Raw genomic sequence first — 16854 nt, forward strand, 5'->3', positions numbered from 1 at the left:
GCTAGGGTAAAACCGCTGGCGGAGTTCATTTCTATTCGGAATCGCTCACTTTAGGTTACAATTATATTCTCAAAACTATACGTCGAAACTAAGGATTTTCAGTACTCACATATTACCTTTTTAACCAAAAGATTTTCATTCTGGATATTATTTCATTATCCTCATTGATCTTATGAATAAACAACCATTATTGTAAATGTTAGTTAATTTTCTTTTCAATATCGTTGTAGAGGTTCTAAAAATCATTCGACTCCATTTTAATTATTTTTGCTTTTTTATCAGTATCAATCAGTTCAATATTCAGATTATTTCTTGCATATATAAATGCGATATCACCATTCTCAAAGGCTTCCCCCGGTTCAGGTTTTACTATAACACGCAATCCTTTTTTCTTTAATTCTGAAATCTCAGTACTCAAGTCTTCACATTTAAAACAAATATGGTGCAATCCTCCCCCTTTCATTGAAAAAGCAAAAACATTTGATGTAGCATCTGTTGGCTCTATCAATTTTATCAAGATAGAACCTTTTTTTTCTAGAAAAACTACCTTAACCTTTTGCCTAGTATTAACAACGATTTCTGTCTTCTGTTTGTAATCAAAAACTTTCTCCCAATGAGCAATTCCGTCTTTAACTGATTTGACTACAATTCCTATGTGATCAATTATCATTTTCCACCTAATTCCTTACTTTTCTCTATTTCTAATAATATCCATGCTGTTTTTTATCATCAAGCATAGCGTACTTCTTCCCACAGAAACAACCATAAAGGCTTTTTCTACTTTTCAACTTTTCTGCCACTTCAATAAATTGTTGATCATCTCTGTCACTATCAATTTGGTTTTCTAACAAAATAAATAGATACTATAAATATATTTATACCTAACTTTCAATAATATATTTAATTGGAAATTCCCAGCATAAATAAATGAACTATATTGAGATTATACTCTCAACGATTTTTTTATACATCTCTAATTTTTTATGAGAATGATCGTTTTCCAAGACTAATACTTTAACTCCATTTTTTTTATAAAACTGACTAATACTTTCCAGCTGCCCTTCCATCTGCTGTAGACGCTCAAGCAATTCTAACATAGAACACTGCTTAATGCGTTCAGGTATTCCCTGATTCCTTTTCTGCATCCTACGCATACACTCATCAGGTGGCGTTTTTACGAATACTACCATAGAAGGCTTGGGTATTTTCCTAAGATAATTCACGATGGAATTATCCGGAATCTCTATATGCGACTGGTTAAAAAAAGAAAGAGAGCGCTGTGAAAGACTCTCATCGAATAGAACAATAGCATCGTCCCCTATACTTTCATTTAGGAAAGAATATCTGCTCGCGCCTAGTAAAAAATATTTTAAGGCCATTTTTCTCTCTTTCTCTGATATTTTTTCATACTCCGGTAGCTCAAAGTATGTTGAAAGGCTTTTTCCGTAAATACTTAAATAGCGAATTAGGTAGTGGGAGAAGTAATTAGATTTGCAGAATATAACTCCTATACGGTTTTCAAACAGAAGACGGGGAAAATATTTAACAAGAAAATGATACTTTGAATCTACATTTACTCTCTTCATCCCTAGAAGCAAAGCTCGGTTAGGAGAATATATTGGTGATCGACGGAGCATTCGATGTAAGAGAATATCCTTCATAATTGTTGATTTTCCCGAACCTGGTAGACCTATAATATCAATAAATTTCATATTCTTGTCTTTTCTTTCACTCTATGGAACGTTAAAATAGTTGTTGTGTCAAAGTAAACATTGAAAACGAGGAATTAGCATGTCTTTCTTAAAAAAAAACAATAGTATTTCGATCACTGTATACCCACACACTGAAATCTTTATCCGGAATAAGGTCAAAAGAGTTAAAAATGGTAAAATCTCTATTCTACTTAAGAATGGTGTCTATCTATGTCGCTATAAATGTCCCGGAAAGCCTTCCTTCACGCGACTCCTCTTTCTTAACAATCTAAAAGATGAAATATCCTTTGACTACCGTTTATTGCAAGATATGAGTGAACATCACTATAATGTTAAGGTACATAATCCTGAAAGACTTCCTTTTGAACCTGAAACCCTTAAAATTCCTGGAGCTCATGTGCATCTTGGAGTTCAACTGGGAGAAGGTCCTTCGACATCCTTAGGTTCTTACTCCATAAAACTAAGAAGCTTTGCTATTAGCAAATATGAAGTCACAAATAAACAGTTTTCTACTTTTGTCCAATCGACAGGTTATGTCACAGATGCTGAGCAATCAGGAGGAGGATTTAGCACCGATGGAAGGGGTCATTGGCAATGGCTACCTTCCGCGCAATGGAGGCATCCATTTTTAAAAAACCGAATTTCCCTACCAGATGATCATCCTGTTGTTATGGTTAGCTGGGATGATGCCATGGCCTATTGTAAGTGGCTCAGCAACATGACGAACAGAAACTACAGGCTGCCCAAAGAAGCGGAATGGGAATACGCAGCACGAGGCGAAGATCATCGTCTATTCCCCTGGACACGTTCTTTTAATGGTGATTTTCACAACTACTGCAATCACGGAAAAAGCCATAAGAAATCTTTAGGTAGAGGTTCTATTCATGACGGGTACCTTCTAACTTCGCCAGTTAATGCATTCCCACGAGGAGTTAGCCCCTTCGGTGTGTGGGACATGTTAGGAAATGTAAAAGAATGGATGGAAGATGATTTCATCTACTATGACGAAAAAAAGAACTCGCAACACGCAAATCAAAAGGAAGAACAATACGGATCTATAACTATTCATGGCATTCCCAAAACACTCCGCGGAACCGGTTTTTACGGAGATCCCCAAGGTTATTTTCTGAATGCAATCGCACGTAACAGTCATGTACATAAAGCTCGTTTTTCAGCCCTTGGTTTCAGGCTCGTTGAAGAATTATAGCTTGCGTGCCAACTTCCAAGGTTATGATAGATTAGCTTACCTTATCTGACAGAAGTTAGGGAGTTAGCCTTTCGGTTAAGTAAATTGCCTTATAGTTTACCGAGTAGTCATCTGTTGCCCCTATCTGTTCTAACCATACAATTGGTAGGGAGTCAGCGTCAGCTGGTAAATATTGAGGAATTTGTACGTAGCGACACTTAGCGTCTTGAGCACTTATGAGCAAGCGCTCTGACGCCCATCCATCCTCGAAATTCCATTCTTTAAGATACACCTTAGCCTCATCGATATAGACCATGAACAGGCTATTTCCCCAGGCAGATAACAGCGGAAACATTTCAACCTGATAGGATGCTTCTACGGTTACCGATGTCGGCCATGAATCCCTCCATTTCTTGTAAGAATGACGTATCTGATAATCTTTTTCTTCTCCCTGAACCTGATCTACCCAGACCACATGAATCCAGCCATCTTGTGTTTGTGTTGTTGAATACTGACGAGTCATATTATCATCCCATATGATGTCGATCGCATCGGTATCAGCACTAAACCCATTGGTATCGTTATCATAACGATATATTTTGATAGTGTTTGGATCTCCAGATGTACCACTCCCCTCATTCCAAGAGACAAGTGCAATTGCCCCGTCAATGATCACTGAACCGATCCGTGACTCTCTTACTGGAGTGAAAATCTCATAAGGGCCATTCCAACTCTCACCATTGTTGGTAGAACGGTAATATTTAACAGCATCTTGATCATCGTTAGCATTTCGAGTAAATATTATAACATCACTCCCAACAGCATTTATATTGCCAGATGTTTGGTCGTTTTGAGTATAAGCATCTATTTCAATCGCAGGATTGAATTCAAGGCTGCCGTTTTTGTTTACAAGGCGAAGATATTCACCTGGATCTCCTCGATTAATAAAGTGGATATTGTCATCTCCATCTCTTGCGATACTTAAATGACGTTCCCAGCCCTGAGAATCACTCCAATTCCAGCTATCCCCGCCATCTGAGGAGTAGTAGGTGTCTAAACCAGAATCGGACTCCATGGCAAGCCAGATTTTTTTCGGATCTAAAGACGATTGGACAATCTTATAACGAGGGATTCCGAGAAGTGAGTCTTTATTAGCACCGGAAGCTTTTATCGTCACAATCTCGGAACTGGGGGGATTAGGGTCAGTGTTAATAGATTCTGAGTCATTCTTTGTATCAGAAAAGCTACAGCCCATTAACAAGAATATAAGAACACAACGCCAGGCATCTTTATAAAAGCTATTCATTATACATCTCCAAGATTTTTATCTCTCTTAGCATTGTTCTCTACAACAGATTTTTCCAGACAATCAACTATTTTCTCTGCAATAACTCTATTATCATAACGCTTCACTATTTTTTGATCTTCACGCGCATACTGTTTTAACTCTTCATAATTGAGATAGGCTGAAACTAACTTCTCAGAAAAAGATTCCAAGTTGTTTTCTGCAAAACTTATAGAACGAAATTCTTTTTTCAAGAAAAGTGTCGCCTCTGTACCAGTAGTTACAATGGGAACTGCCAGACTTAAGGCATCAAAAATTTTTATAGGACGTATTGCCCGAGCCATCTCTTTTTTGTCGTCAATGGGTACTACATAAAGGTCGATTAACTCGGTGAAAAGAGGTGCATCTTGATAGTCTACCTTACCAAATAAAGTAATAGGTAAGTGTTCCTTTTCTTCCAGTAATTTTAGCTCAGGCTCAAGAATCCCTTCCCCTCCTATCAAAAAATAGGATTCAGGAATTTTTTTATGAATGGTCTTTATGAGGGGAATTAGAATATCTTCTATACCTTTAAACGGAGACATATGCCCAAGCCAACCTATAACAAATTTCTGAGATAAAAAGTCAAGCTCATGAGGTCGTTCTTTTTTGAGTGAATGAAAAACTTCAAGGTTAGTACCAAACCAAGTGACCTTTATCTTATCTTGCGGAGCACCATTGTATATGAGTAATTTTCTTAATTCCTCTGTTGGTACTAAAACAAGATCGACACTCCGATAAATAGAGTTCATACACGATTTCAATTTTTTTGGTCTCTTTACCACACCAGAAGCTGTCTTATATTCATAGATAGGATCAACAGGGTCATAGACGAGTTTAATACTAAAAATTTTTAACAGCTTCACATAGAGTCGAAGATAAGTATGGCTACGTTCATTCCATCCAGAGATCCAGAGCATCTTTATGCCATGAATTTTTAATACAACTGCTATATACAAGGGATAGAATAAGTATTTTAGTAATTTGGGTACTTTTTTCTCATTGAGAATTTTACAACTGAAGAATTCTTTGTAAAATCCCTGATTTTCAGTATTGCAAGTAAAGAACCACTTAACTTTATATCCTCGGGAAAGAAGAACGCGCGAAATATAATATTCCCTATAATTACTTGGTATCTTAATAGCCCTGTTAAACACAAAGGCAATCCGTGATATATTATCCTGCATCAGGTTCCTTTTCCTTTTTTAATCCGCTCCCCCATCCCATGAACGCACCAATTCTGCTTCTAGGGCCAACGACCTTGGCGGGATTTCCCGAAAGTACACTGTAAGGCTTGATGAACATCTTACCTACCACAGATTTCGGGAATACTACACAGCCCTCAGGAATAACAGTCCCAGGCTTGATAAAAGAATCTGCACCAATCCAGCAGTCAGCTCCAATAACAACAGGCTTTCCTTCAAACCCCTGTTGTAAAATAGGTATTTCTAAGTCTTTGAAGAGATGGTTAACAGTCCATATTTTGACCCCAGGACCAAAAATAGTGTTTTCCCCTATCTCGATCCCCCCACCAGCCTGAAACATGCAACCAGAGGCAATACCAACATTATCTCCGAGTCGTATTTTATAGGGAAACTTAAATCGGTTACCCGGGTCTATCATTATCGATTTACCAGCAGCAGCAAAAAAGTGGGATACAATCCTATATCGAAAATAGCGACCTAAATAACCAGGCGTCTCGCGAAAAACACTTTCGATATATTCATAAATTCCTCTATGACTAAACAAATCTTTTTTTAGAGACGTGAAAAATCCAAATACTTTAACAGGATTTGACTTAGTTATCAGCCATGGTTTATCTTTCACTTTTTCTCCTAGCTTCAATAGGCCTCGCTTTGTACCCCATCATCCGGATCAACTCGTAATTCCACCCTAAACCCTGTGCAGGTTTCCATCGTTTGACTATTCTTAATTTATTAGGGAAAGAAATAAAAGTGTATAAAAAATACCCCCCCCACTTAAAAAAAGATAGCACCCTCACGACAAGCCAGAATATAATGAAGCGATCATAAAGACGCTCTTCATACATAACCCGCAGCCTTGCTCCTCCTCGTCCACTAGTGAAAGCCCGTTTAATAATACTACTTTTTTGTAGAAGACTCGCCGGAACTCGATGACCAATTTTTATAGAAGGATCGTAAAGAATAGAATACCCTTTTTTTCTAAGAGTATTTAAAAAAGAGGTTTCACTCCCCATTATCCTGTTTTTTGGTCGAGGTCCTATTGTTTCATCGAATCGCATACCTTGGTCAAAGATTTCTTTTCGCATCCATATATTTGTACCTACAGGATTCTTATCGACACTAAAAGATTTTGCTTCTGATCCCAAATCAAGCTTTGAGAAAGCCAGACCCTGAGATGCAAGCACTTTCGCCCAATACGGAATCTCTTGTTCAGGCCATATCAGGAAAACATTACCACCGAACACAGAGTATTCATTCCACTTCCTAACAGAAGCTTTTAGACGAGAAAACAAGTCTCTCGGAAATGTCACATCATCATCAGTAAAAAAAACAACATCACCAAGCTCAAGTTTATCCAGAGCGCAGTTAAGGGCACAGTTTTTCCCTTGCTTCCTTTCAAATATATATGAAATAGGTAGCTTTGCGGAGAATCTCTCAATAACAGAAATGGTAGAGTCAGTACTATTGTTATTTATAATCGCGACCTCAACTCTGTGACCAGAAAAATCAACGACGCTGAGGGATTCTAGTGTTTTCTCAAGCATATCACTATTATTATAGGTAGGTATAAGCATAGTAACATCAATCAAAAATAACTCCTTTTTCGCTTTTTCGAGCTACAAGCAGAATAGAAGATCCAAGGAGAACATCAAAAATATGCAGACTTATTTTTGAGAAAGCATGTGCTCTTCCCTTCATGAGGTATTTTCTCCGTGTTATGTGATAATCGCTCTGTACAAGCCATTTTTTTACTTTCCCGTAATCCGTTAAACGAAATGCTGAATTTATCTTTTTGGCTTCTGTTCCAAGTTTTTTCAGAATTTTTCTATACTTCAAATTTTTTCTATTTAAAGAAATAATAAAAAGCTGGCCATCTTTATCAAGGAATTTCTTTAGTCCATATAGTAAACCGGTAGGATTTTCTATATATTCTAATACATACCGCACTAAAATAATATCAAATTTTCTGTTTTTCAATACTGTCTCGGCTTTATTCATATCGGCTGAAAGGACCTCTATACCTTTCATCCTGCTGCTAATACCAATTAAGTCATCGACTGGAATCGCAGTGACTGTCTTGCCTTTTTTTATTAACTGTGCTTCAAACTCACCTGAACCACAGCCAACAGAAAGAACTCTTTTTCCGGGAACGTCGATATTTTTTTCAGGTAACTCTTGAAGCTTTTCATAAATTAACTTATCAAAGTACCAAGTCTCTTTTAGTGCACCAGGATTAAAAAAAGATTTAAGTTTTACTTTATTGCTTCTCAACAAATCTAACTGTGCTGAAAATTCATCAAATGGAATGCCAAGTTTTCCGATATATATGTCCGGCAGATGATGTAGTAGACAGTCGTCGATTTCTGATATACAGATCATTTTATTAAAACCACACTGAGTATAAGGATCGGTCGCGGCTGAACATAGTAGATCATATTTTCCTGCATGTGGAGGAACCATAAATCCCTTCGATCGAATTGCACTCTTAAGTTGTTTGCGTGTTAGCATAAACGAGGCAGAGTGCAGGTTAGAAAAGTAAGCAAAGGAATATGGTCCTACTTGCAATACTGAATCGATATCCCAGTAAAAATGAGAATGTACTGAAGAAATATATTTTTTTTTATCCGAACTTTCTTCATACCTTAAAAAACCTGGGATATATGCATCTGGTAGATATTCATTCCATATCATAAAGGAATCTACATGCCGTTCTTCGATCAATGTATCGTCTTCTGAATAGATAAAAAGATCGTATTCATCTTGTTGTCTAAAAAATATCTCTTTGTGTCTAAAAGGCAAACTCCAAGGATTTTTTGAAGGTAGACCTATACAGACTCTAATATCCGGTGCGTAATTTTTTGCGATATTCGACATGATTACAATCTCTACATCATGCCGCATTCGCCTGTAAGACTCTATTAAAAGTTTCACATAATGATCGTTTTTACTACCATAATTTGCTATGGCTACTAATATTTTTAATTTATTCTTCATCACATTTTTCTCAGTTTTCGATATTTTCTTTCGAAAAGTTTTTTTAGGTCCTCTTTATCATTGGACATGAGACAGAACTTCAGAAGAACAAAAACGTACACTCCAAGACCTATCAGTGTCTCAATTCCTAAAAGAAACCAACTGTCTGGTGTTTTCAACACCTTGAGGAACAATAGGAACATAAAGCTTATCACTGCTGGCATATTCCCAGGAATAATTGTTTCGTGAATCCACTGCTTATATCCGAGGTGAGCAAGCTTCAAGCCCAAAGGTATTTCTAAGAAAGGTTTTATAAAAATAAATACTAATGCTGTCGATAGAGCAGAACCAAAAGCTCCTAATTGTTTATATCCCACCAGGTAAAGAGTCAACAGTAGATTGATAATCTGCATAAATATAGACCTTAAGGCCACCGGTTTTATCTGCCCTGATGCTACAGCAATTTTATGTGTCATACGGATACCTAAGGTTAAAATCTCAGACCCAAGTATTAATAGAGAAACTGTTCCAGCAAGAAGATATTTTTCACCCACATACAATCGCATAAACTCTTGATTAAAAACCATGACAGGGATACTAAAAAATAATACAGCCCAAGTAGCATACCTTCCGAACCGTGTGAAAGTCCTTCGTATCTTTTCAAAGTCTTTAGATACATATAATGAGGTAAGACCAGGCATGATTGGCTCAGTGATCAATAAAAGGGCATCCTCAATTTGTTTCTGAAAAAGAAAGCCAAGATGAAATGAGGTTACGTCAAAGGGTGTTGCGAATTTATTGAGAATTATGGGATCCGCACTAGTTCTTATACGATTAGCAATCCGTCCCACAAAAGCCCAACCTCCATAAGAAAGTAGTTTTTTTCCTCTTTCCCAAGAAAATGAGTTAAATGAAAATCTTAGCTCGGGTAAAGCCTTTTTTGAGAAAAATACTGTCAATGACAATCTTATTATATTCGCAGTTTCCATAGAAACAACAACCCAAAGCACTCTATTACTTATCCTGGTAAGCAAGAAAAAAAGAAGCAGAGCACGAAAAATTGTAGTTAGTACATTGAAAACATTTATAAGAATGAATTTTTGTTTAACAAAAAGACCTACAGTAAATGGCATCAATGCTAATTGTAGACAAAATGAGAAAACCATAATGCCAAACATTATTTTTGCATCCAATACAAACTGGCTTTTTATATTTAGTATGATATTTACATGCAATGAGAAAAACAGACCCGCAACAAAAAGAACCGTAGCTACCGATACCTGGAGGATAACCATGGTACTGGTCATCTCTTTCACACCATCGATATCATTAAGTGAATATGCTTCGGTGATATATCTGGCAACTCCACTAGTTAAAATTGTTCGTACGATTGTAACGAGCATCATAACCGATAAGACGACTGGGTAAATACTGTACTCAGCCGCACTTATTCTACGCAGCAAATACTGTTGAAGCCAAATTAGTATTATGAGATTGATTCCTCTGGCTATCACCGCACTCAAAGAGTTGAAAGCAAGAAGTTTTTTATTAAATTGAATTATATTATTTGATTTTTTCGTAATTTTTCTTCCTTCCTATGATGAATAACAAATCTAAACAATATTTTTCTAATATAGAAGTAAACGAAAGTACTATAAGACTTATCAGATAGAAATGAAAAAGGGGCATATCCTTCTGATGACGATAAAACCAACAGAAGGAGTAACGTATGCCCCACAACAAATATATCCCCTTTCAGTGGGAAGGCTTATTCCATCCATATTTTATTACCCGCACAACAGTACCTATAATAATTCTTAGACGTGTTCTTAAGTCCAATTGTTTCCATGCTTTTCTTAATGGAACACCTTTAAATCGTGTTACAGGGATACCTAATAACTTTAAAACAAAAAGTCTTCCCCAGATAGCGCATCGTCGGTTGATAATACCGGAATCAGTTCCCTGAGATCGAAGTATTTCATCCTTTTTAATTTCTCTTAGGACGAGATAACCATCTTTTATTGCATCCTCTACGATAGAACATCCTTTCTTTGTTCTGGCGACAACAATGGAAAGGCCTAGGTTGCCATCATGCTTATATAAATGCCATGCATCGCCACATGCAATGTCAGCAAGATCACCCATACCATCTGCACACAGCCTACATCGCAACCCTCTAGAAGCTTGAAGTATATGCCAAGATTCTGCATATGAATATAAATTGTAATTCTGTAAATCTTTTGTTTTTATTCTAAACTCACCTGGCCAGCCATTACCCCTATAATGTACTTCTTGAAGATTTTCCATCCTACCATCCATAAAATCATTTACCAGGTCAAACGCACTCTTGGTAGCAGGCACTCCTGCACAAAAAAAAGACAAAACTAAAGGTATACATTCTAATAATTCTGGCTGTTGTTTTATTGTCAGCGCCAATGCGGCTACGTCACAAGGTTTACCTACAAAAACATATTTTTTTTTATTTTCTCTTATAACTGAGAAATGTTCACATGGCGATGAAGGTGCATAACGAGATCCTGCCTTCTGTAAGATTTCAACAGAAGACTGACTGATTACATTACAGTTTTTCCAAGGTTCTGCAGCATCCATACCTGTATGCGCTACATAATCAATAAGATCATTTTCGAGACAGTATGTTGAAATAGCAGTTATTATACCTCCGGAAGAACCGATCCTCCGAACATCCTGATTTGCTGCATGTCCAATCCAAGCCTTAACAACCGGCCCTACCAAAGGATCAACAGAGATTTTGTTAACCTGTGCTGGTACACATATTCCCGGACATACCTTAAGAGACTTCTTGTTTTCTTCTGGAGTTAGATCTCTTAACAAAGCTGGGCGTAACCCCTCCTCTGGATAGTCAATCATAATAGCAACATCGCTTCCTAATATATGAGTGCATGCACCACAACCGATACAAAGCCGGTTATTAATTACATCTAATAGTGTATTACAGTTCCGCATAATTCCTCAACTTTTGTTCATCTACTTCTTGTTTAATATTTCCTACTAGACCAAGAAATGAGAAAAAGAAAAACAATATCTGTCCAAAATACGAGACTCCGACGAAAGAAACAGCATGTGTAAAAATAACAGCGAACAAAGACCATATATATATTTTTTTATTCGTTTCAACAGTACTTCTATATGATATCACAAGGATCTTGAAACTGTTTAAAAGAATCAAAATAAACAATACCAAAGTGATTATTCCACCTCGAACTCCTTGAAGAATATACATATTTGTAATATCTTGTAATCCCCATCCCCAATGTGCTGTTGATCTTATTCCAAATATCATCCACTCATTTAAATTTGTTACAGCTCTATCTATTAATAAATACCTATGATATCCTGTAGATCCACCTGTTATATCGATTCTAGATAACAAATGCCAGACAGGAGCATCCATAAAATAATTTAATGCGATTATACAAATAACTCCTATAACTATAATATCTTTTAATCTATTTTGATATTTTCGCAATGAAACTGCAAATAAACCAGCCATTAAAGAGAGTATTGGCCCACTTGAACCCGAGGCAAATGTTATAAATATTCCTGCTAATAAACTGACCCAAATGATTCTATTTCCACGATTGAATTTACTTTTCAGTAATCCGTATGAGAACGTGAAAATTGTTGCACCATATGTACCAAATAAAATAGCATGTGAGAATGAACTCTGAACCCTCACCTGTCCATTACGAATCCATACTACTTCTCGAACACCGCCCAATGCACCAAAAGGATTTATATGTGTAATATATTCATAAGCAGCAAAAAAAGCCAATATAGAAGTGAACATTAAAAGTGATTTACCGAAGATTTTTAGCTGCGTCCTTGACCTTGTATAGATCCGTACAACAAGATAAGCCCCTAAGGAATCAATACTGTAGCCGATTCTATTAAGTAAAGCTGAAATACTTGTCCACAGGAATGTATAAGCTACCATGAGCACAATAATGTACATCACTATCAACACATCAAAATTAGTAATAACAAAACCAGAATATTCATTCCTTATAATTTTTCGAATGAAAATGCAAATTATAAGTATTCTTAGATATGGAAAGTCAATACCATAGACGACAATGCGTTGTCTCGCAGCAACAAATAAACCAACAAATATCAGTCCTACGATCACATAGTTTTTATCAGAAAAAAATACCCATATTATTGATGATAACAATATAAAAATTGTAATAGGATGAGTAATAGTCTCATTATAGCTATACCAGTTTATTTGTCTCATCGAATATATTTCAACTCTTTCTGAGAACACGCTCGATTTGATCTTTACTTTTATCCAAGAAATCAGGTATTATTTTCTCTAAATACCTTTTTGTTTTTTCACGGTTCCTATAAGAATCTATCACAAGTTTCATAACATTTTTATTTTCTTCATATATACGTAAGTCTATAACACACTTATCTGCGCCACATATTTCAAATACGCCCTTAGCTTTATCGCTGTAAGATAATGATGCTGTTGGTACCTTTGACGAAATAGATGCAATTGTCGAATGCATCCGAGCACCACAGAACCAATTCAATTGAGCAATCACCCATTTTACTTCATTTTGATTGTAGTTTACATCGACCAATTTTACTCTATTTCTATCTGAAGCTTTCACTTTTTGATAAGTTTCATAACATGCACTTGAATCAGAAGTCTCATCATCCTCATTACCCAACACATGGGATATTAAATAAATATTCACGGCTGTATTAGAAAGGAACCAATCTATTATTTCATCCATTATTTCTTCATAATGTATTTTTATTTTGAAGTCTTTATAATTTTTTGATCGATTATACAGCAAACCATTTATATTAATTCCTATATTATTTTTTTTATTTTTTCCTTCCAGACACTGAACCAGGTGACTATTTTGGGGTTTTATCGCTGGTAGTTGAAATGCAAGATCCGCTCCTATATGAATCTTTTCTAAAACTTCACTGCCAATATTCAAATTTTTTATAACTTCTACACTTAATCTATCACGTGTCCAAATGCAGCTAGCTTTTTCCATAATCCTTTTTGCTTCTTTTCGTGCATAAATACTTTTAAATGGTCCATAAGTCTGTGGCAGTAGGATTAAAGGTGTTTTCATTCTCAAAACTATCTTCTTTCTTAAGAGTGTAGCCTTAAATCTTTTTGCACCATACATATCGGTGAAGCTATCTCCACCTGTGATATCCAATACAAAATCAGCATTTTTTATATTTTTAACACATTTATTGTAAAGTCCACCGAAAAAGCTACAAAAAGTCATATTCCATAAATTGTCTGGCCTTAGGAACCTTTTCGAGTAAAAGCTTCCATACGTTTCTAACTCTATCACCCTTCCATCAATAATGACATACTCAGTTCTCCATCCTTTAGTGAAACATAGCATAGTTATTTTAGCATCGGGATATATTCTTGCAATCCCAGCCAGTATTGAATATCCTAGTGCAGACACACCCAAATTTCCAGTGTCAAATGAAGCACCCATTATCACTATATTCATAATATTTGTATGTTACTTTCCTTTTATCGGAAATTCTTTTTTAACCTTTCGCGTAATCGTTTAGGAATTTTTTTGGTCCAATTACGTCCATTTTTGCAGTATGAAACATCCAAAAGTTCGGGCCACATAAAATCGACTAATGATACTAAAAAATCATTTTTTAAAAATTCATTCACATTTATACTGGACACTATTTCTAGGATTAGTCGATTATTAAAAGGTGATAGTGACTCATAAAACAGTTGCGAGCCTGTTTCCCCAGGACTCATCCATCTTGATCGTTGTTCAAGATACATAAGATTATATGCTGTAATCGGTGAAACATCAGGAAGAGATTGAAACCATCTGTTCACTGCATACTTTATTTTCACTGGCCTGTTATAAAACTCCTTTAGTAGACTCTCTATTTTCACATTTTTAGGTTTTTTTCTATGCCAGTAAAAGCTTTTACATATTGCACCTAGATTACCATTCACGTGAACTGTATTATGTCCAGATAACAAATTGCATGTAGAGACAATCTCTCTTCTTTTTCCTATCGACATAAATGAACTATTTTGATCATATAATTTCAATAGCCACTTTTCAGGCCTAAGGATTGGATAAACCTTGTGATTCAAATTGAAAGTATCTGCCAATCTTTTGCTTAAAACGTAATCACAGTTTTTTAGATCTTTATCAGCAATAGTAAAATAATGGAGACTATTTTTAATGTTTCGTGATGCGGATAGATTAACTCTAGTATCTTTACCACCTGTCAATGAAACTATTAAGTCCCATTCCTTAGAAGCATATTCAAGAGTATTTCTAAGAATTTTAGAAACTTTTTCTAATGCATCAGAGTAGGAAATATTCTGTGTTGATTTCTTAGGCCAAAACCTTTCTATAACGCCAGTCGTTAAATTCAATTTATGATTTGCCATTAGTGCTCTGATATTTTTATATGGCGTTAAATCACCAGGATACCATTCATCTGACGATCCAAAAGGAAAACATGAATCCAAATCTTTGTCTCTTTCTACATTTTTTGATATTAACAAAGGAGTGGATGCAACTGAATAAGAAGAATAATACACCCCTCTGAGAGCCGCAGGATCGGTAAAAATGCTAATCGATTCGGATTCACATAAAACTATTACATACGACCCAGATAAGAACTCACAAAAATCATCAATTTCGTTTCCTATATCCAAAGATTTCTTAATGAAATTAGTGGATTCTAAGAGAGTGTCTAAATGAGGAACTAGTAAAATACCTAATATAATTATCCGCTTAACTTTTGGTTCACTTATATTTATCATCCGGACATTCAGATCCGGATGATAATATAAAACAAAATCTTTCGATAGTACTACATTATTCCAATTTTTATAGTAAAAATCACTATTCTTTCTAAGGATAACCCATTGTCTTCTGAATTTATATTTATTCTGTGAAAATGAGGTTATGGTCATAAAGTCACCAATAATTCTCGGCTTACAAATACTCAATAATTGTTGCGATATTCATTCCACATATCAGTCACAAAATCAGAATTACCACATTGATAATCTTCAGGATCAGCTGAGCTGTAAAGCGATTTAATATAACTCCCAGACTCTCTCATCCATCGATCTAAATAATCAAAATATGCAGGATGATCCCATTCATTTTTAATACCCAAAACTATTGCTGAGAAACCAACCCCCAGCCATGCCCTACTATTAATGACGCGGTACACCTCCCGCTTTCCACCACCACCATCACTAACAAGATCCCATTCACTCGGGTCTAAATGCTCATGTTCTTGGCTGCCATTGGTAGAAGATTGCCTCCAAAACGGTATTGGTGTTCTACTATAAGAAGTCCAAGTATTTCCCGCTGTAACTATGCTACTTGAAATTGATGAATGATGATCAGACCAATAGTAAGTTTTATCAACGGAACGCGATAATGTTTTATTAGACCCGCTCGTAAAAGCACTTAAAATTGTATTATCTCCCAGCATTAAGCCAGCGAATAATACCGGCCACTCTATAAATGCACTATCACCATTACCAAGAATACACATGTGGTACCAATCAATTCCATTCTGTATAGCGTACAACACTAAATCTTCATTCTGTATACCTTCTGTTAAAAGAAGTGTTGCTATTGTGCTTAAGTTGCTAACCACCTCTCTATGGTAACTAGGCATATTCATTGCTGGATGAATTGACCGGGCTAACCAATCAGTATTATGTGTGATCCATGGTCTTTGAATTAATCTTGAATAATAATCAATATTCGAAGGGGCACTATTGGTGGGCGAAAGCTGTGGTAATAAATTAAAATTTAGATTATCGGCACTATATACAGGTTTATCATCTCCAACAAATGGTGGCCGGAAAGTATTAGCAGTCTGTTCCTCGGATACACATGTTAATACTGCAGCTGACCAAAGTGAGCAATGATTTAAACTTGGTTTTTTCCCATCAACAGTCTCTATTTGCCCATCAGAATTTAATCGGAAATCGCTTATACTTTCTGTAGAAACAATTGATTGACCAGGAAATAATGTTATTGGAAAAGAAATAACTTTGCTCGCATTCCAACCATTTGCATTCTCATCATATGCCTGTCCATTTCCAGTCATTGGATTTATCATCGATCCATTCCCAAATCTTGTGACTCCATTTGCAGTTACAGTTCCTGGTGCAGGAGAAACAGATTCGATTGTTACCGGACCGACGACCCAGTAATCTCCTGTTATATAAGTACCGAAAAAAACAGGTTCACTGAATGTCCAGGTAATTCCATACTGAGATATTTCAGTTGTTTTCGATGCTGTTAAAACCTTCAAACCAGACAGCTTAGCCTGAGCATGTAAAATCATAGAGCTATATGCTACTATCAACAAACATATTATTTTAAGGCATTTAAATTTCATAGTATCCCT

Annotated in this window: 14 protein-coding genes; 1 reads left to right on the plus strand and 13 read right to left on the minus strand. The window is 35.9% G+C overall.

Going from position 1 to position 16854, the window contains the following annotated elements; all coding sequences use genetic code 11:
* Positions 1–235: 235 nt before the first annotated feature.
* A complete protein-coding gene (locus B4O97_RS15880) occupies positions 236–670 on the minus strand; it encodes a VOC family protein (protein ID WP_083052341.1) in 435 nt (144 codons plus the stop codon).
* Between the two features lie 262 nt (positions 671–932).
* Positions 933–1712, minus strand: coding sequence for a deoxynucleoside kinase (locus B4O97_RS15885; RefSeq protein WP_083052342.1), 780 nt, complete (start codon positions 1710–1712; stop codon positions 933–935).
* A gap of 79 nt (positions 1713–1791) precedes the next feature.
* On the opposite strand from B4O97_RS15885, the gene B4O97_RS15890 reads away from it, so the two are divergent.
* A complete protein-coding gene (locus tag B4O97_RS15890) occupies positions 1792–2919 on the plus strand; it encodes a formylglycine-generating enzyme family protein (protein ID WP_083052344.1) in 1128 nt (375 codons plus the stop codon).
* Positions 2920–2974: 55 nt separating this feature from the next.
* On the opposite strand, the gene B4O97_RS15895 is transcribed toward B4O97_RS15890, so the two are convergent.
* The 11 genes from B4O97_RS15895 to B4O97_RS19370 form a co-directional block, all read right to left on the minus strand.
* Complete coding sequence (locus B4O97_RS15895) at positions 2975–4204, minus strand: hypothetical protein (protein ID WP_083052345.1); 1230 nt, start codon at positions 4202–4204, stop codon at positions 2975–2977.
* Entirely contained in the window at positions 4204–5409 is a 1206-nt protein-coding gene (locus B4O97_RS15900) for a glycosyltransferase (protein ID WP_083052347.1), read from the minus strand. The genes B4O97_RS15895 and B4O97_RS15900 overlap by 1 nt, the downstream gene beginning before the upstream one ends.
* Positions 5399–6049, minus strand: a complete 651-nt coding sequence (locus B4O97_RS15905; RefSeq protein WP_083052348.1) for an acyltransferase — start codon at positions 6047–6049, stop codon at positions 5399–5401. Before B4O97_RS15905 ends, B4O97_RS15900 begins: the two co-directional genes overlap by 11 nt.
* Complete coding sequence (locus tag B4O97_RS15910) at positions 6039–7016, minus strand: glycosyltransferase (RefSeq protein ID WP_083052350.1); 978 nt, start codon at positions 7014–7016, stop codon at positions 6039–6041. Before B4O97_RS15910 ends, B4O97_RS15905 begins: the two co-directional genes overlap by 11 nt.
* The gene (locus tag B4O97_RS15915) at positions 7009–8421 is read right to left on the minus strand and encodes a class I SAM-dependent methyltransferase (RefSeq protein ID WP_083052351.1); all 1413 of its coding nucleotides are present in this window, start codon (positions 8419–8421) and stop codon (positions 7009–7011) included. Before B4O97_RS15915 ends, B4O97_RS15910 begins: the two co-directional genes overlap by 8 nt.
* On the minus strand, positions 8421–9923 hold the full coding sequence (locus B4O97_RS15920; protein WP_332891171.1) for a lipopolysaccharide biosynthesis protein: 1503 nt from the start codon (positions 9921–9923) through the stop codon (positions 8421–8423). Before B4O97_RS15920 ends, B4O97_RS15915 begins: the two co-directional genes overlap by 1 nt.
* A 232-nt stretch (positions 9924–10155) precedes the next feature.
* A complete protein-coding gene (locus B4O97_RS15925; RefSeq protein WP_158084344.1) occupies positions 10156–11289 on the minus strand; it encodes a Coenzyme F420 hydrogenase/dehydrogenase, beta subunit C-terminal domain in 1134 nt (377 codons plus the stop codon).
* 82 nt (positions 11290–11371) lie between these two features.
* On the minus strand, positions 11372–12676 hold the full coding sequence (locus tag B4O97_RS15930) for a hypothetical protein (protein WP_083052355.1): 1305 nt from the start codon (positions 12674–12676) through the stop codon (positions 11372–11374).
* A gap of 10 nt (positions 12677–12686) precedes the next feature.
* Entirely contained in the window at positions 12687–13937 is a 1251-nt protein-coding gene (locus B4O97_RS15935) for a polysaccharide pyruvyl transferase family protein (RefSeq protein ID WP_083052357.1), read from the minus strand.
* A gap of 23 nt (positions 13938–13960) precedes the next feature.
* The gene (locus B4O97_RS19365) at positions 13961–15391 is read right to left on the minus strand and encodes an asparagine synthetase B family protein (RefSeq protein WP_143305759.1); all 1431 of its coding nucleotides are present in this window, start codon (positions 15389–15391) and stop codon (positions 13961–13963) included.
* Between the two features lie 32 nt (positions 15392–15423).
* Positions 15424–16845: a hypothetical protein gene (locus B4O97_RS19370; RefSeq protein WP_143305761.1), complete on the minus strand. Its 1422-nt coding sequence runs from the start codon at positions 16843–16845 to the stop codon at positions 15424–15426.
* Positions 16846–16854 lie beyond the last annotated feature (9 nt).

This window comes from Marispirochaeta aestuarii, assembly GCF_002087085.1.
GTDB classification, from domain to species: Bacteria; Spirochaetota; Spirochaetia; order JC444; family Marispirochaetaceae; genus Marispirochaeta; species Marispirochaeta aestuarii.

Coding starts and splice junctions, on each gene's coding strand:
- B4O97_RS15885 (WP_083052342.1), bottom strand. CDS start 1,712: ATGAAATTTATTGATATTATAGGTCTACCAGGTTCGGGAAAATCAACA.
- B4O97_RS19370 (WP_143305761.1), bottom strand. CDS start 16,845: ATGAAATTTAAATGCCTTAAAATAATATGTTTGTTGATAGTAGCATAT.
- B4O97_RS15880 (WP_083052341.1), bottom strand. CDS start 670: ATGATAATTGATCACATAGGAATTGTAGTCAAATCAGTTAAAGACGGA.
- B4O97_RS15895 (WP_083052345.1), bottom strand. CDS start 4,204: ATGAATAGCTTTTATAAAGATGCCTGGCGTTGTGTTCTTATATTCTTG.
- B4O97_RS19365 (WP_143305759.1), bottom strand. CDS start 15,391: ATGACCATAACCTCATTTTCACAGAATAAATATAAATTCAGAAGACAA.
- B4O97_RS15930 (WP_083052355.1), bottom strand. CDS start 12,676: ATGAGACAAATAAACTGGTATAGCTATAATGAGACTATTACTCATCCT.
- B4O97_RS15925 (WP_158084344.1), bottom strand. CDS start 11,289: ATGATTGACTATCCAGAGGAGGGGTTACGCCCAGCTTTGTTAAGAGAT.
- B4O97_RS15900 (WP_083052347.1), bottom strand. CDS start 5,409: ATGCAGGATAATATATCACGGATTGCCTTTGTGTTTAACAGGGCTATT.
- B4O97_RS15935 (WP_083052357.1), bottom strand. CDS start 13,937: ATGAATATAGTGATAATGGGTGCTTCATTTGACACTGGAAATTTGGGT.
- B4O97_RS15890 (WP_083052344.1), top strand. CDS start 1,792: ATGTCTTTCTTAAAAAAAAACAATAGTATTTCGATCACTGTATACCCA.
- B4O97_RS15915 (WP_083052351.1), bottom strand. CDS start 8,421: ATGAAGAATAAATTAAAAATATTAGTAGCCATAGCAAATTATGGTAGT.